This window comes from Rahnella aquatilis CIP 78.65 = ATCC 33071 (genome assembly GCF_000241955.1).
GTDB lineage: Bacteria > Pseudomonadota > Gammaproteobacteria > Enterobacterales > Enterobacteriaceae > Rahnella > Rahnella aquatilis.
Map to the genome: position 1 here is coordinate 4,255,964 of NC_016818.1, position 18,559 is coordinate 4,274,522.

The 18,559-nt window shown below is 50.6% G+C and carries 17 protein-coding genes; 10 read left to right on the forward strand and 7 right to left on the reverse strand.

The features are described 5' to 3' along the window. Window positions 1–11: 11 nt before the first annotated feature. Together RAHAQ2_RS19220 and rraB are read right to left on the reverse strand one after the other, a co-directional pair. The gene (locus RAHAQ2_RS19220; protein WP_015698821.1) at window positions 12–1,442 is read right to left on the reverse strand and encodes a glycoside-pentoside-hexuronide (GPH):cation symporter; all 1,431 of its coding nucleotides are present in this window, start codon (window positions 1,440–1,442) and stop codon (window positions 12–14) included. 199 nt (window positions 1,443–1,641) lie between these two features. Further along, window positions 1,642–2,067 carry a ribonuclease E inhibitor RraB gene (gene rraB / locus RAHAQ2_RS19225; protein WP_015698822.1) on the reverse strand — a complete coding sequence of 142 codons (426 nt, stop codon included), beginning with the start codon at window positions 2,065–2,067 and terminating at the stop codon, window positions 1,642–1,644. A gap of 168 nt (window positions 2,068–2,235) precedes the next feature. Between rraB and argF (RAHAQ2_RS19230) the strand changes: the two genes are divergently transcribed. Then, on the forward strand, window positions 2,236–3,243 hold the full coding sequence (gene argF, locus RAHAQ2_RS19230; RefSeq protein ID WP_015698823.1) for an ornithine carbamoyltransferase: 1,008 nt from the start codon (window positions 2,236–2,238) through the stop codon (window positions 3,241–3,243). A 161-nt stretch (window positions 3,244–3,404) separates the two neighbouring features. Further along, window positions 3,405–5,207: a sugar phosphorylase gene (locus tag RAHAQ2_RS19235; RefSeq protein WP_015698824.1), complete on the forward strand. Its 1,803-nt coding sequence runs from the start codon at window positions 3,405–3,407 to the stop codon at window positions 5,205–5,207. Here RAHAQ2_RS19235 and RAHAQ2_RS19240 read toward each other — a convergent pair. Then, on the reverse strand, window positions 5,188–5,658 hold the full coding sequence (locus RAHAQ2_RS19240) for a NanQ anomerase/TabA/YiaL family protein (RefSeq protein ID WP_015698825.1): 471 nt from the start codon (window positions 5,656–5,658) through the stop codon (window positions 5,188–5,190). The two genes, RAHAQ2_RS19235 and RAHAQ2_RS19240, sit on opposite strands and share 20 nt — an antisense overlap. A gap of 687 nt (window positions 5,659–6,345) precedes the next feature. On the opposite strand from RAHAQ2_RS19240, the gene arcA reads away from it, so the two are divergent. The 8 genes from arcA (at window position 6,346) to ridA (ending at window position 13,675) form a co-directional block, all read left to right on the forward strand. Next, window positions 6,346–7,566, forward strand: a complete 1,221-nt coding sequence (gene arcA, locus RAHAQ2_RS19245) for an arginine deiminase (protein WP_015698827.1) — start codon at window positions 6,346–6,348, stop codon at window positions 7,564–7,566. Window positions 7,567–7,588: 22 nt separating this feature from the next. Further along, the gene (arcC, locus tag RAHAQ2_RS19250) at window positions 7,589–8,500 is read left to right on the forward strand and encodes a carbamate kinase (RefSeq protein WP_015698828.1); all 912 of its coding nucleotides are present in this window, start codon (window positions 7,589–7,591) and stop codon (window positions 8,498–8,500) included. 36 nt (window positions 8,501–8,536) lie between these two features. Then, window positions 8,537–9,544, forward strand: coding sequence for an ornithine carbamoyltransferase (argF, locus tag RAHAQ2_RS19255; protein ID WP_015698829.1), 1,008 nt, complete (start codon window positions 8,537–8,539; stop codon window positions 9,542–9,544). Window positions 9,545–9,596: 52 nt separating this feature from the next. Further along, window positions 9,597–11,000, forward strand: a complete 1,404-nt coding sequence (locus tag RAHAQ2_RS19260; protein WP_015698830.1) for a YfcC family protein — start codon at window positions 9,597–9,599, stop codon at window positions 10,998–11,000. A 61-nt stretch (window positions 11,001–11,061) separates the two neighbouring features. Continuing rightward, window positions 11,062–11,568, forward strand: a complete 507-nt coding sequence (locus tag RAHAQ2_RS19265; protein ID WP_015698831.1) for an arginine repressor — start codon at window positions 11,062–11,064, stop codon at window positions 11,566–11,568. A 245-nt stretch (window positions 11,569–11,813) separates the two neighbouring features. Then, a complete protein-coding gene (pyrB, locus tag RAHAQ2_RS19270; RefSeq protein WP_015698832.1) occupies window positions 11,814–12,749 on the forward strand; it encodes an aspartate carbamoyltransferase in 936 nt (311 codons plus the stop codon). Window positions 12,750–12,768: 19 nt separating this feature from the next. Beyond that, window positions 12,769–13,233, forward strand: a complete 465-nt coding sequence (gene pyrI, locus RAHAQ2_RS19275) for an aspartate carbamoyltransferase regulatory subunit (protein WP_015698833.1) — start codon at window positions 12,769–12,771, stop codon at window positions 13,231–13,233. A gap of 55 nt (window positions 13,234–13,288) precedes the next feature. Then, window positions 13,289–13,675, forward strand: a complete 387-nt coding sequence (gene ridA, locus RAHAQ2_RS19280; RefSeq protein WP_015698834.1) for a 2-iminobutanoate/2-iminopropanoate deaminase — start codon at window positions 13,289–13,291, stop codon at window positions 13,673–13,675. Between the two features lie 107 nt (window positions 13,676–13,782). On the opposite strand, the gene RAHAQ2_RS19285 is transcribed toward ridA, so the two are convergent. The 4 genes from RAHAQ2_RS19285 to RAHAQ2_RS19300 form a co-directional block, all read right to left on the reverse strand. Next, window positions 13,783–14,814, reverse strand: coding sequence for a hypothetical protein (locus RAHAQ2_RS19285; RefSeq protein ID WP_015698835.1), 1,032 nt, complete (start codon window positions 14,812–14,814; stop codon window positions 13,783–13,785). A gap of 88 nt (window positions 14,815–14,902) precedes the next feature. Continuing rightward, window positions 14,903–15,958 (reverse strand): hypothetical protein, encoded by a 1,056-nt coding sequence (locus tag RAHAQ2_RS19290; protein ID WP_015698836.1) that lies wholly within the window; start codon window positions 15,956–15,958, stop codon window positions 14,903–14,905. Between the two features lie 89 nt (window positions 15,959–16,047). After that, entirely contained in the window at window positions 16,048–17,097 is a 1,050-nt protein-coding gene (locus RAHAQ2_RS19295; RefSeq protein ID WP_015698837.1) for a hypothetical protein, read from the reverse strand. Then, window positions 17,097–18,557, reverse strand: a complete 1,461-nt coding sequence (locus RAHAQ2_RS19300) for a hypothetical protein (RefSeq protein WP_015698838.1) — start codon at window positions 18,555–18,557, stop codon at window positions 17,097–17,099. The genes RAHAQ2_RS19295 and RAHAQ2_RS19300 overlap by 1 nt, the downstream gene beginning before the upstream one ends. Window positions 18,558–18,559: the final 2 nt, after the last annotated feature.

The window sequence follows — 18,559 nt, forward strand, 5'->3', positions numbered from 1 at the left end:
CGAACTCCTCCTTATTTAACAAATATCACCGGAGCCGGATTACCGACTTCATTTTCCTGCTCGCGGGCAATATCCCCGCTGCGTTTCGCCAGATCAGTCTGGATATGGTTCATCGTGGCATCATCGAGCTTGTAGAAACGGGCCAGGAAATAGAGGATCAGATACGATACTGAAGGCCCAACGGTCAGCAGGCCAATGATGCCGGTAGTTGCCAGCGCAGTCTGTGTTTCTGCACCCGCATGATAGCCAAACCAGCCCAGTGAAAAGCCAACAAATGCCCCCGCAAAGGCCATACCCAGTTTTAACGCGAACAGATTGCCGGAGAAAGACAGCCCGGTGATCCGCCGGCCTGTTTTCCACTCACCATAATCCGCCGCATTCGCCATCATGTTCCATTTAAACGGCTGGTACATCTGGTGTAAAAAACCAATGATGAAATACAGCGGGAAAATAACCGGCAGGAATTTCGGCGGGACAAAAAACATCACTACACCCGCAAGAACCAGCAGCAGATTGATATTCTTAAACATCGTCAGCGTGCTAAACCGTTTGGCAAAGTACCCCGCCGCTATTGCCCCAAATATCGTGCCGACTACGCTGGTCGTGATAAACGTACTTTTCATCGCCGTGCCACTGACCAGACTCTGCCCCTTATCCAGCATCAGATACGTCGCGTAATACAATGTCGCGGAACTGCGCATCACCCCAGCCATACTGGAGAAAAAGGTGATGATGGCGACAATACGCCACTGATCGTTCGACAGCAGATTTTTCAAATCGCTGAGCACGGATACCTGACGGGTATCCTCCGCCGTGATCCGTTCTTTGGTGAAACAAAAACAGAACACCAGCATACAAACAGCAATCACGCCCATTACCGCCATCGTCGCCTGGTAACCGACCTGCAGATTTTCTTTACCGAAATAATCCACCAGCCACAACGTGCCGACAGAAACCAGTAAACCAGCCAGAGATGAAATCGTGAACCGATAGGATTGCGCAGACAGCCGGTCTTTATCATCCGTGGTAATCACGCCGCCCAGTGCGCAGTACGGAATATTGATAAAGGTGTAACACAGCATCAGCAATGAATAAGTAATGTAGGCGTAAAGCAGTTTTCCGGAATGACCGAAATCAGGCGTGGTGAAGGTCATTACTGCCAGCACGGCATAAGGAATGGCAAACCAAATCAGCCACGGGCGAAAATGCCCCCAGCGGGTTTGCACGCGGTCCGCGACAATGCCGGTTAGCGGATCGCTGACGGCATCCAGAATGCGCGTAACCAGAAACATTACTCCGACAGCGGCGGCGGAGAGCCCGTAGATATCGGTATAAAAGTACGTCAGAAACATCGTGACGGAGGAATAAACGATCCCGCAAGCGGCGTCACCCATACCAAAACCGAGTTTTTCTAGAACAGACAATTTCTTTACGGCTGCCATAATCTGGCTCCAAGTCATGAGGTAGAATATCTTTCAGAATTGGTATGTTAACTTTTGGCAGGTGTATTGAATTTAACCATATTTTGCATATGGTTTATGAAATTTACCAAACGAGAGGCTTCTCACAAAGGAAGGGGTTGAGCAGAAATAAAAAAGGCCGCTTCATTCAGCAGCCCTTTTGTTTCAGATTCAGAAAGAATTAATGACGTTTTCCGTCATCATCTTCATCAACAAAATCTTCGTCTTCGCCGTCTTCACCTTCTTCGTCGTCATCGCCTTCGAAGTAAGTGCCCCAGCCGTCATAGCTGACGCCGTTGGCTTCGGCCAGGTTCATCAGTTGCTCAACCTGCGTGTCGATCAGTTCCGCTTTCAACGCGATTTCACTGATGACGTCGCAACACATCACAACAGAGCCGTCTTCCACTTCCAGCTCTTCAGCATCAGTGACTTCATAACCCAGTTTGAAAGCTTCGACTGCCGCTTTCTCCAGAACTTCAAATTTCTCTGAAGATAAATGGTGTTCGATAGTGTAAAGCGCGTCAGGATCACTGCCATCATCCAGCAGTTCTTCGATGATTAAGCGAGTCTCTTCACGTTGTTCTTCCAGCAATTCACGGTTTGCCATATCTCTGTCCTCAATCAATGTGACGTTTGTACGCTATTTTCACACACCGCAGGGCGCGTCTCCACTATAAACGACAAAGTTTTTACTGTGGGGTTGTATTTGCATATTCATACAGTTAAATTGAATTTAAATTCAATCCGAAATGCTTACGCGCTATGGAGCGACATCATGAGTTTGTTGAGTAAACGTCATTTTCTCAGGTTACTGGATTTTACCCCGTCAGAGATTTCGTCACTGCTGAAACTCTCCGCAGAATTAAAAGCCGCTAAGAAGAACGGCACCGAAAAAGCCAGCCTGCAAGGCAAAAACATCGCGCTCATCTTCGAAAAAGACTCTACCCGCACCCGATGCTCTTTCGAAGTTGCCGCCTACGATCAGGGGGCAAAAGTCACCTATCTCGGCCCAAGTGGCAGCCAGATCGGCCATAAAGAATCGATGAAAGATACCGCCCGCGTCCTCGGGCGGATGTACGACGGTATTCAGTATCGCGGTTACGGGCAGGATAAAGTGGAAATCCTGGCGCAATACGCCGGTGTACCGGTATGGAATGGCTTAACCAACGAATTCCACCCGACGCAGTTACTGGCTGATCTGCTGACCATGCAGGAACACCTGCCGGGCAAACCGCTGAAAGGTATGCGCCTGGCCTATCTGGGGGACACCCGTAATAATATGGGGAATTCCCTGCTGGAGGCCGCGGCGTTATGTGGCCTGGATTTGCGCCTTGTCGCACCTTCGGCCTGCTGGCCGGAAGCGGAACTGGTCGCCACCTGTGAGCATCTGGCGAAAGAAAATGGCGGCAGCATCACCCTGACCGAAGATATCGCGACCGGTGTGAAAGATGCCGACTTCCTTTACACCGACGTCTGGGTTTCCATGGGTGAGCCAAAAGAAGTCTGGAAAGAGCGCATTAACCTGCTGCGTCATTATCAGGTAAACAGCGCGATGCTGGCGCTGACCGGCAACCCGCAGGTGAAATTCCTGCACTGCCTGCCGGCATTTCATGATGACCAGACCACGCTTGGTAAACAAATGGCGGAGGAGTACGGCCTGCACGGCGGCATGGAAGTCACCGATGACGTCTTTGAATCGAGCCACAGCGTGGTGTTCGATCAGGCGGAAAACCGTCTGCACACCATCAAAGCGGTGATGGTGGCCACCCTCGGTCACGACTGATTCTCTCCCGGCGTGCAGCAAGGATAAACTTCCTGTACGCCGCAATCTTTACATCATTTTGCACTTTATCCCGCCCGTTCCCGCCAGAAGCCCGCATTTTCAGCTAACCTTTTTAGAGTGCTTTCATCAAAAAAAACAAAAATGCAGAAGAAGGAACCGATATGAGCTCAGTTAATCTTGAGTATGTCCTGCGCCTCGAAAGCCTGTTAAGCAGGATTTACCCCAGGGAACACATCGCCGACCTGCTGAAAAAAATCCTGCATCTCGCCGACAAATGGAATTACGGCAAACACCGCAACACCCGTTGGGTGGATGGCACCAATATTTATCTGATTACTTATGGCGATAATATCCGTCACGGCGAGCAACCGCCGCTGGCGACGCTCAATCACTTTGCTAACACCTATCTGCGCGACATCATCAGCGACATCCATATTCTGCCGATGTATCCGTACAGCTCGGATGACGGCTTCAGCGTCATTGACTACCGGCGGATCGATGAACATCTCGGCGGCTGGTCAGATATTCATCACCTTTCGGCTAATTTCAACCTGATGTTTGACTGCGTGATCAACCATATTTCCCGCTCAAGCGAATGGATGAAAGGCTATTTGCATGACGATCCGTATTACAAAGATTACTTTATTGCCGCCAATCCCGAGCTCGATTACAGCCGCGTTGTGCGCCCGCGCGCTTCACCGCTGCTCTCGCCATTTATCAAAACCAACGGCACCGAGCTGTATCTGTGGACGACGTTCAGTGAAGATCAGGTCGATATTAATTTCAAAAATCCGCAGGTCCTGCTGGAAAGCATCGATGTGCTGTTGCAGTACGCCGCCAGCGGCGGGCAGTCGATCCGCCTTGATGCGATTGGCTATATCTGGAAGGAAGCCGGGACGCGCTGTATTCACATGCCGCAGGCGCATAACATCATTAAAGTCTGGCGCACCATTCTCGATGAAGTGATCCCCGGCACGCGGATCATCACTGAAACCAACGTTCCGCATCACGAAAATATCAGTTATTTCGGCGAAGGCGACGAGGCACACATGGTGTATCAGTTCCCGCTGCCGCCGCTGACCTTGCACGCCTTTTTGCGTCAGGATACCACCACGCTCACTCAATGGGCGCAGAGCCTGAATGCCGAAGCCCGTTATCCTGACACCACCTATTTCAACTTCCTTGCCAGCCACGACGGCATAGGTTTACGTCCGACCGAAACCTTCCTGACCGATGACGAACGTAAATACATGGCGCAGGAAACGCTGCGCAAGGAAGGCCGCGTGTCCTATAAAGACAACGGTGACGGCACGCATTCCCCGTATGAACTGAACATAAATTACCTGAGCGCGCTGACTGAACCGGAAGATGATACTGAGCTGAAAGCCCGTAAGTTTCTGGCGGCACAGGCGCTGCTGCTGTCGTTTATCGGCGTCCCGGCGATTTATATTCACAGCCTGTTGGGCAGCGAAAACGATCTTGAGGGTATGCATCAGTCCGGGATCAACCGCCGTATCAACCGTAAAAAACTGGATCTGATGACCATTGAAGCGGAACTGGAAAAAAAAGACGGCTTACGTGCCCGCATTTTTTATGGATTACAGGCACTTATCAGACACCGCCGCGAGCACCCGGCCTTTTCACCACAGGCGGGTCAGCGCGTGTTTGATCTGGGTAAATCGCTGTTTGCGATGGAACGCTATGATCCGAAAACCGAAGACCGGATCAGCTGCATATTCAATATCAGCGATCATTCGCAGATGCTGAAGCTGGCGGTCGAAGGGAAAGATCTGATTGGCGGAGAAGTGTTTAACGGCCAGATGCGTCTCCGGCCGTGGCAGGTGGTGTGGATCAAACACAAACTCAAAGCGCCAGAACGTCTCGGCAGGCTGCGTCGCTGGCGCATGAAGCTGATCAAGCGCACAAAGCGCTACACAATCAGCATTAAGCGGACAATGCGCTGACGTTCATTTTCACCACCGCTTTACGCACATTGGCCGGTTCGCCGACGGCGCACAGCGGTTTATGCACTTCGCCCGGATAAAACACCACGAAATCGCCGGTCTGCATGATCATGGTTTTTTCCTGCTCACCGGCAGCCAGAAACGCGATGTCTTTGTCTTCCAGCCAGTCGGTATCGACATATCCTGCCGGTAAGTTGCTGAATGTCATGCCTTCGGTGCCGTTCAGCACAATCTGGATATCCAGATTACGTGCGTGAAACTCGGCGCGGCGTTCGGCCAGCGGTGCCGTCGAATCATTGGAAATCAGCACAAATACGTCATCGCCACGGATATCGTGTTTGCCCAGCGGCGTCTGTGGCGTGATGTGTTGTTTAACGTATTCAATGGCATCGCGCAGTTCAGCGGGCAGATAAGGGACGAGATGCAGCGCGTGGATGTTTCCTGTGATCATCATAACCTCGGGTTTGTAATGCATGAGTGAAACAGCGTTTCATAAATACTAATCCTGTTTGCTGTCCGGTGGCCAGAGCGGGATCAAAATTTTGACTTCACGGGGAATATTTTGCGACAGAACGTTATCCGCGACCGGAGAAACAATGATTATGCAGCCGGATTGCATAAACCCTGAAAATGCATTCAGTGCTGCACTTTCATCCTGTTGGTCTTACGGACTATTTCTAAAAACTCACCAACAGATCACAAATTTAATTAAACCAAAAACCACCGAAATTAATCATAGTTATTTAATGTCTGAGAGAATTTATAAATCTTTAATCATAAAAAAAGACATTCTATGCAGAGCGAAAATAAACCCTTTATTTTTGAGTCAATTAGAACTGCGTTAATATCATCTCATTCGGTCATTTACTGTCAGGCCAAATAAATACGCTGATATTTCGTTAATTATTCACTTTACTGAGCCCGCTAATAAATAAAACAATGACGCTTATCAATCAACAGATAACCTCTGTCATCCATTTATTCTGATGCGATCTGAATCACATATTAAATGCCTAAGCGGAATATTATTCATTTCGTTGCGGGCACATACCATTTCAGGTTGAATAAATTATTTATTCTCCCCGTCATTCATTTGCCCAAAACATTATTTGCTCTTCTTTTTACAAAAGGGATAAATATGAAACGGCATTATGTAGGATCCGAAATAGGCCAACTTCGCAGTGTAATGCTTCACCGGCCAAATTTAAGTTTACAGCGACTCACCCCCTCGAATTGCCAGGAGTTATTATTCGATGACGTGCTTTCCGTTGAGCGCGCCGGGAAAGAACATGACGTTTTCAGCGAGACCTTGCGCCAGCAAGGGGTGGAAGTTTTATTGCTGACTGACCTGCTGACAGAAACCCTCGATAACCGCGAGGCCAAAGACTGGCTGCTCAGCCGGCAGATCTCGGATTACCGGCTGGGGCCGCAATTTGCCGAAGAAATTCGGGGCTGGCTGGCCGATCTTCCTCACCGGCAAACGGCCCGGTTTATGAGTGGCGGATTAACATACAGTGAAATTCCCGATACTTTTCATAATATGGTCACGGATACGCATCAGCTAAATGACTTTGTGATTAAGCCTTTACCCAATCATTTATTTACCCGTGACACTTCCTGCTGGATATATAACGGCGTATCGGTCAATCCGATGGCAAAAGAAGCACGTAAACGGGAAACCAATAATTTACGTGCCATATATCGCTGGCATCCGCACTTTACCGATAACGAATTTATTACTTACTTTGGCAACGACGAATTTAATTACGACCACGCCACGCTGGAAGGCGGCGATGTTTTAGTCATTGGCCGTGGCGCAGTATTAATAGGTTTATCGGAACGCACGACTCCGCAAGGTGTGGAATTCCTCGCACGTTCACTGTTCAAACATCAGCAGGCCACCAAAGTGATTGTGCTGCAATTACCGAAACACCGCTCCTGCATGCACCTTGATACTGTCATGACACATATCGATCTGGACACTTTCTCGGTGTATCCGGAAGTGGTGCGCGACACCACTTTGTGCTGGACGCTCACCGACAATGGTCACGGCGGCCTGCGCCGCACCGAAGAGCCGCAGTTCGTCCGGGCAATCGGCAAAGCGCTGGGCATTGACGACATCAAACTCATCACCACCGGCGGCGACAGTTTTGAAGCCGAACGCGAACAGTGGAATGACGCCAATAACGTGCTGACCGTGCGTCCCGGCGTGGTCATCGGCTACGAGCGCAACACCCGGACTAACGAAAAATACGACAAGGCCGGGATCACCGTGCTCCCCATTCCGGGCGATGAACTGGGCAGAGGCCGCGGCGGCGCGCGCTGCATGAGTTGCCCGCTTGAACGCGACGACATCTGATCATCTATACCGGGAAAATTTCATGAACAAACCTGTTCTGGTTGTCGCCCTTGGCGGCAATGCATTGTTGCGCCGTGGCGAACCGCTCGAAGCCGAACTGCAGCGCAACAACATCCGTCTGGCGGCCGAAACGCTGGCTGCGCTATGCCTGAAATGGCGCGTCGTGCTGGTGCACGGCAACGGTCCGCAGGTCGGATTACTGGCGCTGCAAAACAGCGCGTATCCGGCCGTCGCCCCCTACCCGCTCGATATTCTGGTGGCACAAACACAGGGGATGATCGGCTATCTGCTGCAACAGGCGCTGAAAAATTGCCTGCCTGAAGGCCGCGTCTGCACTCTGCTGACACAGGTGGAAGTCAGCCTGCGGGATCCGGCATTTGGCAACCCGACAAAATACATCGGTCCGGTCTACACGCAGGCGCAATCGGCGGATCTGGCTGCCGAAAAAGGCTGGGCGATGAAACCTGACGGACCGCATTTCCGCCGCGTGGTCGCCTCTCCTCAGCCGCAGCGCATCCTCGAGATTGATGCCATCCGTGCCTTACTGGAAAAGCACTATCTGGTCATCTGTAACGGCGGCGGCGGTGTGCCGGTTCATCAGACCGCCGACGGGCTGGAAGGCGTGGAAGCCGTGATAGACAAAGACCTTTCGGCGGCGCTGCTGGCGCGTCAGTTACAGGCCGACGCACTGCTGATCCTGACCGATGCCGATGCGGTGTACCTCGGCTGGGGCACGCCAGAGCAACGTCCGCTGCATCAAATCACCACACGGGATCTCGCGGGTATGACTTTCGACGCAGGCTCCATGGGGCCGAAAGTTAATGCGGCCTGCCAGTTTGTCGATGCCTGCCACGGGCTGGCGGGGATCGGCGCTCTGCAAGAGGGTGAGGCCATTCTGGCCGGTCTGAAAGGCACCTGTATCCGCGCGGAATAACCCGCATTCTCCTCTCATTATTTCAGGATAATCATTATGTCTGGCACATTGAAAAATCGTCATTTCCTTAAACTGCTCGACTTCACGCCGGAAGAAATTCAGCAACTGATCAAGCTGGCGCGGGCACTGAAAAACGATAAGCAAACAGGTCAGGAACGTCCCTGTCTGCACGGAAAAAATATTGCGCTGATCTTTGAGAAAACCTCCACCCGCACACGTTGTGCATTTGAGGTGGCCGCTTTCGATCAGGGGGCGCACGTCACCTACCTCGGCCCTGGCGGCAGCCAGATCGGGCACAAAGAATCCATGAAAGACACCGCCCGCGTGCTGGGGCGAATGTACGACGGCATCGAATACCGGGGTTTTGCACAGAAGATTGTGGAGGAACTGGCGGAATTCTCCGGCGTACCGGTATGGAACGGGCTGACCGACGAGTTTCATCCGACCCAGATCCTCGCCGACCTGATGACCATGCTTGAGCATTCGCCGGGGAAAAATCTCTGCCAGATCAGCTTCGCTTATCTGGGTGATGCCCGAAACAATATGGGCAATTCCCTGATGGTCGGCGCAGCGAAAATGGGGATGGATATCCGTCTGGTGGCGCCAAAATCCTTCTGGCCGGAAGAGGCCCTGGTCACTCTCTGCCGTGATATCGCCCGCACGACGGGGGCCCGCATTCTGCTCACGGAACACGTTGATGAGGGCGTAAAAGGCGTCGATTTCCTTTACACCGATGTCTGGGTGTCGATGGGCGAAGCGAAAAGCGCCTGGGCAGAACGTATCAGCCTGATGAGCCCGTATCAGGTTAATGCTGCCGTCCTCCGCGCCACCGGCAATCCTGACGTCAAATTCATGCACTGCCTGCCCGCATTTCATAACGCAGAAACCACACTCGGCAAAGAACTGGAAATCACTTACGGCATGCAAGGGCTGGAAGTGACGGATGACGTTTTTGAGTCCGCGCATTCCATTGTGTTTGATGAAGCCGAAAACCGTATGCACACCATAAAAGCGGTCATGGTCGCCACGCTTGGCGATGACTAAGCCCTTTGCGTGAAGGTGTTTTACCTTCACGCTTTTCTTAAGGATTACGTTCATGCGTACATTCAAATTTCCTTCTGCCTACACCATTCTCTTTATTCTCATCGCTCTGGTCGCCGGTCTGAGCTGGGTCATCCCCGCCGGTCAGTACGACATGGCGATGAATGCCGGGCTGGGTAAAGATGTCCCGGTCGCCGGTACTTATCATCCGGTCAGCGGCAACCCGCAGGGGCTGGTGGATATTTTCCTCGCGCCCGTTGATGGTCTGTATAACCACACCACCGGTCAGGCTGGCGCAATTGATGTCGCCTTATTTATTCTCATCATTGGCGGTTTCCTGGGGATCGTGACCAAAACCGGCGCAATTGACGCCGGGATTGAACGGGTCACCGTCCGTCTGAAGGACAAAGAAGAGTGGATGATCCCGATCCTGATGGCCCTGTTCGCCGCTGGTGGCACTATTTACGGCATGGCCGAAGAATCGTTGCCGTTTTACACCCTGCTGGTGCCGGTCATGATGGCTGCCCGTTTCGATCCGCTGGTGGCCGCCGCTACCGTACTGCTGGGCGCCGGGATTGGCACGCTCGGTTCGACAATCAATCCTTTCGCCACGGTGATTGCCGCCAATGCCGCCGGGATCCCGTTTACTCACGGCATCGGTCTGCGCGTCGCCATCCTGATCATCGGCTGGCTGATCTGCGTGATCTGGGTGATGCGCTATGCCCGTAAAGTGCGCCGCGATCCCTCGCTTTCCATCGTCGCCGATCAGTGGGAAAGCAACCGTGCCCATTTTCTCGGCAACCGCAGCGAAGAACTGCTGCCTTTTACCGGCGTGCGCAAAATCATCCTGCTGATCTTCGCGCTGGCTTTTGTGGTGATGATTTATGGCGTATCGGTAAAGGGCTGGTGGATGGGGGAAATTTCCGGCGTTTTCCTTGCCGCAGCGATCCTCACAGGTCTGATTGCCCGCATGAGTGAGGAAGAACTGACTTCAACATTCATTGATGGCGCACGCGACCTGCTTGGCGTGGCGCTGATCATCGGCATTGCCCGTGGCATCGTAGTGATCATGGATAACGGCATGATTACTCATACTATTTTGCACAGCGCCGAAGGTATGGTTTCCGGGTTGTCCAGCATGCTGTTCATCAATGTCATGTTCCTGCTTGAAGTGGTGCTGTCATTTCTGGTGCCCTCGTCATCCGGTCTGGCGGTGATGACCATGCCGATCATGGCGCCTCTCGCCGATTTCGCTCACGTCGGGCGTGAACTGGTGGTGACCGCTTATCAGTCGGCATCCGGGCTGGTGAATCTGGTCACGCCGACCTCCGCCGTGGTCATGGGCGGTCTGGCGATCGCGCGGGTGCCCTATATCCGCTGGCTGAAGTGGGTTGCGCCATTGATGGGGATTTTACTGGTATTGCTGATGTTCGCGTTAAGTCTCGGTTCTTTGATTTAAGTCTTTGTAGAAAATGATTTTTTTGCCATGTTGACGTCCTTTATTTACCGGAAATATGACCATGAAAAGAACATTACCTACACTTGAAAAAGAACATCAGCAACTGATCCTCTGCCATCAGCTTATTGCCAGCCGACATTTTTCATCACAGGAGGAACTGCGTCAGGAACTCCAGCGCGCGGGATACAAAAATATCGGTCAGTCCACCATTTCACAGTTGCTGAAAACGCTGGGTGTCGTGAAGGTGCAGAACGCCAAAGGCAAAAAGATTTACGCCCTGAATGAGCAGTCTCAGTTCACTCCCGATGCCCAAAGGCCGGTAAACGAAATGGTCACCGATGTGGATCATAATCCTCAGTTTGTGGTGGTGCATGTCATGCCGGGATATGGTCGCGCCGTGGGCAGGATAATCGATCATCACCGGTTGCCGGAGGTTCTCGGGGTGATTGCCTCGAGTACTACCGTATTGGTGGCTCCCCGGGAAACGACGGAACTGGACAGGGTATGCAGGATAATCAGGCGCATACTGGCGATTAAAGAAAACCACGGCAGCAACCGTTTGCCTTAGGCCATTTTTCCGCTTGATGTCGTCAATCACCCGCGTATAATGCGCCACAATTTGTCGGGAGAACCCATGAACAATCGCCAGGTTTTGTGCTCAGATGATCGACCAAACACCGTGCCATCAGGCAGCCCGCTGCCGTTGTTCTTCCGTGGTATTACCGTTTTACTGAAAGCCCCTCATTGAGGGGCTTTTTTTTGTCCGGAATTTGAGCGCCACACTTTTTACGCGTAAAGAACAGGAGAATGACTATGGCCAATCCGCTGTATCAGAAAGATATCATTTCCATCAACGATCTCAGCCGCGAAGAGCTGGAACTGGTACTCGATACCGCTGCCAGCCTGAAAGCCAACCCGCAGCCTGAATTGCTGAAACACAAAGTGATCGCCAGTTGTTTCTTCGAAGCCTCAACCCGCACACGCCTGTCATTTGAAACGTCAATGCATCGTCTGGGTGCCTCGGTGGTGGGTTTCTCCGACAGCAGCAACACGTCGCTCGGTAAAAAAGGCGAAACGCTGGCCGATACCATTTCGGTTATCAGCACCTACGTCGATGCGATTGTGATGCGCCATCCGCAGGAAGGTGCGGCGCGTCTGGCGACCGAGTTCTCCGGCGGTATTCCGGTACTGAACGCCGGTGACGGTGCAAACCAGCACCCGACGCAAACCTTGCTGGATCTGTTCACCATTCAGGAAACGCAGGGGCGTCTCGACAACATCAAAATCGCCATGGTCGGCGACCTGAAATATGGCCGCACGGTGCATTCCCTGGCGCAGGCACTGGCGAAATTTAACGGCAACCGCTTTTACTTTATCGCACCGGACGCGCTGGCGATGCCGGGATATATCCTGGCGTTACTGGAAGAAAAAGGCATCGAATACAGCCTGCACAGCAGCATTGATGAAGTGGTCTCTGAAATCGACATTCTGTACATGACCCGCGTGCAGAAAGAGCGTCTGGATCCGTCGGAATACGCCAACGTGAAAGCGCAGTTTGTCCTGCGGGCTGCCGATCTGACCCATGCTCAGCCGCACCTGAAAGTGCTCCACCCGCTGCCGCGTATCGACGAAATCACGCCGGATGTCGATAAAACGCCTTATGCCTGGTATTTCCAGCAGGCCGGTAACGGCATTTTTGCGCGTCAGGCTTTGCTGGCGCTGGTTCTGAACGCAGACACTGCACAGTAAACTTGAGGAGAAAAAAATTATGACACACGACAACAAACTTCAGGTTGAAGCCATCAAATGCGGTACGGTCATCGACCATATCCCGGCGCAGGTCGGCTTTAAATTATTGTCTCTGTTCAAATTTACCCAAACGGAGCAGCGCGTGACCGTCGGCCTGAACCTGCCTTCAGGCGAGCTGGGTCGTAAAGACATCATCAAAATTGAAAACACCTTTCTGACCGACGAACAGGTCAATCAGCTGGCAGTGTATGCCCCGCGTGCAACGGTAAACCGCATCGACAATTATGACGTGGTGAAAAAACTGATGCCAACGCTGCCGAACCGTATCGTCGGCGTTCTGCGCTGCCCGAACGGCAACTGCATCAGCCGTTTTGAACCGGTGGATTCCAGCTTCGCGGTGAAACAACGTGCGGACGGTGTGCATCTGAAATGCAAATACTGCGAGAAAGAGTTTGAGCATCAGGTGGTGCTGAACAATGATTAAGCCTTTATACTGAGGGATAATTTTTTATTCACCTTAACTCAAATCAGGAGACATTATGTCCCGCGAAATCAGCACTGAAAACGCCCCTGCCGCTATCGGTCCTTATGTTCAGGGCGTGGATCTGGGCAGCATGATCATCACTTCCGGCCAGATCCCTGTGGATCCTAAAACCGGCTCTGTGGCAGACGACATTTCGGCACAAGCGCGTCAGTCACTGGAAAACGTTCAGGCGATCGTGGAAGCCGCTGGCCTGAAAGTGTCAGACATTGTGAAAACCACCGTTTTCGTGAAAGATCTGAATGACTTCGCCACCGTTAACGCCACGTACGAAGCGTTCTTCACTGAACACAACGCGCCGTTCCCGGCGCGTTCTTGCGTTGAAGTGGCCCGTCTGCCAAAAGACGTAAAAATCGAAATCGAAGCCATCGCCGTCCGCCGTTAATTCGCGTCAGTGATGCACCAGACCAGCCTGCGGGCTGGTTTTTTTGCCGAAAATCAACACCTGATAATAACTCTACTTAACATCATTGCGGATGTGAGCAGCTTTTCTTAGCTCTCCTCCCGCTCCAGCAGTGACCAAAGCGTACGATGAAGCTTGCCTTCTTGATCTTCATATTCCGGCAGGGCTTGTCCGTGTTTGACATGAGCATAACGCAAACTGCCGTCGATAAAAGTGCCCCAGCGGCCGGTGTACGGGCTGGTTTCGCCGCTGTATGCAGTAAGTCGGACGGGTTCCACCTGGCGTAATAACTTCTCTTTCTCCGGCCAGTTGTACAATTCCTCCGGTAATCCTTTCGGGAAAAAACCTTCCGATGGCACATCGATAAATTCGCCTTCAACCCGACGGATAAGAGTCCAACCGGTTTTTGCCCACTGAGATTCTCTCCAGCTATATCTTGGTTTACCTGTTTCCACGTCTAGCTTGTCTGTACGTTTAATTCCTTGCACTGCTTCTGGTGGTTCGCCAAAATTAGCAGCAATAAATCTTGCTGAAGAAAAATCTGCATCCGGCAAGTAAATTCCTGTTTCGATAGGAATATCATCAATTTCAATCCTTACTGCTGGATCAAGTTTATATTCGGGGATTTGAGATGGTAGGTCTTCCAAGGCATAGCACCCCCGGCCGTTGTAAGTTAAATTACCTTCATCCCACGTCCCACTCAATGTTGTTGATAGTTGACGGTCAAGTTTTTTAGCCACAGATTCAAGAGCAGAAATTTTTTCTATTTCACCTTCAGTCATCCATCCATTCCAAAACTCAACAATACCTTTGCTAATATTGCTCATAGCATGACCGATATCGAATGCTTTGATGTCGCTATGAGTTCGTAGAATATAAGCTTTCATATAACGTTCTTTCATGGGTCTGATATTAGGCATCACGCGCGATTCCCATACTATATCAGCCTGCTGCCATTGGGGAAGCTTACGGGTATTAAGCGGCATTTCACGTTTATATCTTGCCAGTGCTTCTTCATGCGCATCAATGTAGGCAATAATGGCGTCACGGGTTTCGGCATAATGTTCTGCTGAGATAAATTTTTCTAAAAAGTAACATTCCTGCGGATGTAAAATTCCCATTATTCTTTTCCTTTTGGATTTATCCGTCACGTCCTTATCAAAAACAGTAACCGGTTTAATCAAAACCGGTTACTCGCCCAAAAGTCATTCAGCTATTTATAAAAACGCTGCCCTTATCATCCCGCTCCAGCAGTGACCAAAGCGTACGATGACGCTTGCCTTCTTGATCTTCATATTCCGGCAGGGCTTGTCCGTGTTTGACATGAGCATAACGCAAACTGCCGTCGATAAAAGTGCCCCAGCGGCCGGTGTACGGGCTGGTTTCGCCGCTGTACGCGGTGATTCGGGTGGGTTCCGCCTGGCGTAATAACTTCTCTTTCTCCGGCCAGTTGTACAATTCTTCGGGTGATCCTTTCGGGAAAAATCCGTCCACCGGCACATTGATAAATTCGCCTCCAACCCGGCGGATAAGAGTCCAACCGGTTTCGGTCCATTCAATATCTTCCCAGTTGTAATCTTTTTCACCCGTTTCTGGGTCGGACCAGTTACTGCGTCTGATGCCCTGAGATGCAAGAACCGGCTGCCCAAAGTCCTCGGAAATAAACCGGGCTGCTGCAAATTTAATATCCGGAAGATAGAAGCCTGTTTGTTCGGGATTCTGTCCTATTTCTATTCTTACGGAAGGATCAAGTTTATAACAAGGTATTTTTGCTGGGAGTTCAATGTTTGAATATAATATTCCGCAGCCGGTATAGGTCAAATCCCCGTCATCCCATGCCCCTCTCAGCGTCATTGATAATCGCCTGTCAAGTTTTTTAGCCACAGATTCAAGAGCAGAAATTTTTTCTATTTCATCTTCGGCCATCCATCCATTCCAAAAGTCCACAATACCTTTTTGAATATATCCCATTGCATTGCCCATTCTAAATGCTTCTGGGTTATTATGACTACGTTGGATATATCGTTTACTGAAGTGCTCCCTTAAATCACGAATATTTGGCATTACACGAGTTTCCCATACGACATCAGCCTGTTGCCATTGAGGGAGTTTGCGGGCATTGAGAGGCATCTCCCGTTTATATCTTGCCAGTGCTTCCTCATGTGCATCGATATAAGCAATAATGGCATCACGGGTTTCGGCATAATGTTCTGCTGAGATAAATTTTTCTAAAAAGTAACATTCCTGCGGATGTAAAATACCCATTATTCTTTTCCTTTTGGATTTATCCGTCACTTCCTTATCAAAAACAGTAACCGGTTTAAATCAAAACCGGTTACTCGCACAAAAGTCATTCAGCTGTTTATCAAAACGCTGCCCTTATCATCCCGCTCCAGCAATGACCAAAGCGTGCGATGAAGCTTGCCTTTTTTATCTTCATATTCCGGCAGGGTTTGTCCATGTTTCACATGAACATAATGCAAACTGCCGTCGATAAAGGTGCCCCAGCGGCCAGTGTGCGGACTGATTTCGCCGCTGTACGCGGTGATTCGGGTGGGTTCCGCCTGCCGCAATAACTTCTCTTTCTCCGGCCAGTTGTACAATTCTTCCGGTAATCCTTTCGGGAAAAATCCGTCCGGCGGAACGTTGATAAATTCGCCTTCAACCCGGCGGATAAGGGTCCAGCCGGTTTTTGCCCACTGAGACTCGAGCCAGCAATATTCCTTTTCACCTGTTTCTGAATCCACCCAGTTACTGCGTTTGGTACCTTGCCTTGCAGAGGCCGGTTGACCATAATCTTCAGGAATAAATCTTGCAGGTGCAAAATTAATATCCGGCAAATAGAATCCTGTTTGGGTTGGAACGTCACCGGACTCAATACGTACAGATTGATCTAATTCATAACGAGGAGTTTTTTTAGGCAACTCAGATTTATCGTACATTGTATGTATATACGTCAAATCCCCCTCTTCCCATGCACCTCTCAGCGAATCAGAAAGTCTACTTTCTAATTTTGATGCAATAGTTTCTAACTGGGAAATAACTAGGATTTCTTCTTCAGTCATCCATCCATTCCAAAACTCAACAATACCTTTGCTAATATTGCTCATAGCATGACCAATATCGAATGCTTTGATGTCGCTATGAGTTCGTAGAATATAAGCTTTAATGTAACGTTCTTTCATTGGCCTGATATTAGGCATAACGCGTGTTTCCCACACTACATCGGCCTGTTGCCACTGAGGAAGTTTTCGGCTACTCAGTGGCATTTCATGTTTATATCTTGCCAGTGCTTCCTCATGGGCATCGATATAGGCAATGATGGCGTCACGGGTTTCGGCATAATGTTCTGCTGAGATGAATTTTTCTAAAAAGTAACATTCCTGCGGATGTAAAATACCCATTATTCTTTTCCTTTTGGTTCGTACCAGCTGTTTTTATTCTCTAGCTTCGGTAGCCCCAGATAAGGGCTGACCGGATCACCGGCTACATCACCATAGCCCCAGCCGGTTTTCCGCCGCTCACCGGTAAACTCTTTTTTAAGCTGCGACGGGTCCAGTACGATTTGTACCGCTCCGCCTTCCAGCGAATATTCTTTGGCATTCTCATTAATTTGTGTTGCAGCGCGACCTTCCCAGACCTTAAGTGGTTGCCCCGGCGGGACGGTGTAAACGACATATTCTCCGTTTTCATTCCAGCTTTTCCATACGGCAAAGTTTTTACGCCAGCCACTTTTCGACGTCAGCTTTTCAAACTCTGCCTTATGCATCCAGCAAATACTGTTGTCTGAAGAATTAGGGTCAATTATCCGGTAAATCACTTCCCCTGGCGGAATTTCAGTAGCAGTCATTGTAGAGTCGAAGGTATTAAATTTTCCTTTCAATACATCATTCGATGAATTTTTTCGCAAATCAGGCCATCCTTTGGTGATCTGATCAAATTGAACACTTGAAAGATTTCGTAATGGTTCATACTTTAGTTCACTAACCCCAATATCCACCCAATCCGGTTTTTCCTGCTTAAACATCTCCACTTCTTTAGCCGCCCGTTCACCGCCGTAAAGGTGTACGTTGGTGCCCACATGCGCGCGGTAGGCATTGTCACCTTCAACACGCAGGCGGTTTGCCAGTTTTTCCAGTAAATCCGTGACGGGGGCGAAGGCTTTACTTAGCATCCGGTCCGCGTTGCGACGTACTGCCATCAGCATGTTCCACAACGCGGCTACGGGTTGCTTTAACGATGCCGGGCCCCAGGCCGTGACTTTATCGAGAAGTTTTTTGGTGACGGAGAGGAGTTCATCAAAAACACTTAACAGATCGAAGACATCCAGGCTGTCGATCACGCCGCGTAATTTCTCCTCGAGGAAACGGTAAGGGTTATAAATTTTCAGATACTTCAGCGCGCTGCGCGTGGCGGGCATATTCAGAAAATCGTTCAATAAGCCGATGGCGCCTTCAAGCGCACGGTAAAGCTGGCCGGGGTTGTTTAGCTGATCCAGATGACTTTTGCGCAAATACAAAAACAGGACTTTAAATCCGCCCTTGCACAGCGACCCTAACACCGGGAAGCAGCCGATCAACGTCAGGCACAACGCGACCCATGCCCAGGTATCGCTGTCGTCTTCATTAATTTTTTTGCAGTTCGCCACCAGATCGCGGATATCGCAGAGCTGATCCACAAACGGGATCATGGAAATCACCGTCCCCGTGACGACCTGTCCGGTGGTCTGTTCGGTATTGAAGTCTCCCTGCAGGGTTTCCCAAATCCATTGGCCTGCGGCCTCAACTTTTCTTTGCCCGCTGCAGACCCAGCTGTCAGGCGGCGGGGTGAAAAATGCCAGCGCCCTGGCGAAATCGTCATCCATTG

Excerpts from the sequence above, each read along its gene's own strand:
- RAHAQ2_RS19220 (WP_015698821.1), bottom strand. The coding sequence starts at position 1,442 with ATGGCAGCCGTAAAGAAATTGTCTGTTCTAGAAAAACTCGGTTTTGGT.
- rraB (WP_015698822.1), bottom strand. The coding sequence starts at position 2,067 with ATGGCAAACCGTGAATTGCTGGAAGAACAACGTGAAGAGACTCGCTTA.
- argF (WP_015698823.1), top strand. The coding sequence starts at position 2,236 with ATGAGTTTGTTGAGTAAACGTCATTTTCTCAGGTTACTGGATTTTACC.
- RAHAQ2_RS19235 (WP_015698824.1), top strand. The coding sequence starts at position 3,405 with ATGAGCTCAGTTAATCTTGAGTATGTCCTGCGCCTCGAAAGCCTGTTA.
- RAHAQ2_RS19240 (WP_015698825.1), bottom strand. The coding sequence starts at position 5,658 with ATGATCACAGGAAACATCCACGCGCTGCATCTCGTCCCTTATCTGCCC.
- arcA (WP_015698827.1), top strand. The coding sequence starts at position 6,346 with ATGAAACGGCATTATGTAGGATCCGAAATAGGCCAACTTCGCAGTGTA.
- arcC (WP_015698828.1), top strand. The coding sequence starts at position 7,589 with ATGAACAAACCTGTTCTGGTTGTCGCCCTTGGCGGCAATGCATTGTTG.
- argF (WP_015698829.1), top strand. The coding sequence starts at position 8,537 with ATGTCTGGCACATTGAAAAATCGTCATTTCCTTAAACTGCTCGACTTC.
- RAHAQ2_RS19260 (WP_015698830.1), top strand. The coding sequence starts at position 9,597 with ATGCGTACATTCAAATTTCCTTCTGCCTACACCATTCTCTTTATTCTC.
- RAHAQ2_RS19265 (WP_015698831.1), top strand. The coding sequence starts at position 11,062 with ATGAAAAGAACATTACCTACACTTGAAAAAGAACATCAGCAACTGATC.
- pyrB (WP_015698832.1), top strand. The coding sequence starts at position 11,814 with ATGGCCAATCCGCTGTATCAGAAAGATATCATTTCCATCAACGATCTC.
- pyrI (WP_015698833.1), top strand. The coding sequence starts at position 12,769 with ATGACACACGACAACAAACTTCAGGTTGAAGCCATCAAATGCGGTACG.
- ridA (WP_015698834.1), top strand. The coding sequence starts at position 13,289 with ATGTCCCGCGAAATCAGCACTGAAAACGCCCCTGCCGCTATCGGTCCT.
- RAHAQ2_RS19285 (WP_015698835.1), bottom strand. The coding sequence starts at position 14,814 with ATGGGAATTTTACATCCGCAGGAATGTTACTTTTTAGAAAAATTTATC.
- RAHAQ2_RS19290 (WP_015698836.1), bottom strand. The coding sequence starts at position 15,958 with ATGGGTATTTTACATCCGCAGGAATGTTACTTTTTAGAAAAATTTATC.
- RAHAQ2_RS19295 (WP_015698837.1), bottom strand. The coding sequence starts at position 17,097 with ATGGGTATTTTACATCCGCAGGAATGTTACTTTTTAGAAAAATTCATC.
- RAHAQ2_RS19300 (WP_015698838.1), bottom strand. The coding sequence starts at position 18,557 with ATGGATGACGATTTCGCCAGGGCGCTGGCATTTTTCACCCCGCCGCCT.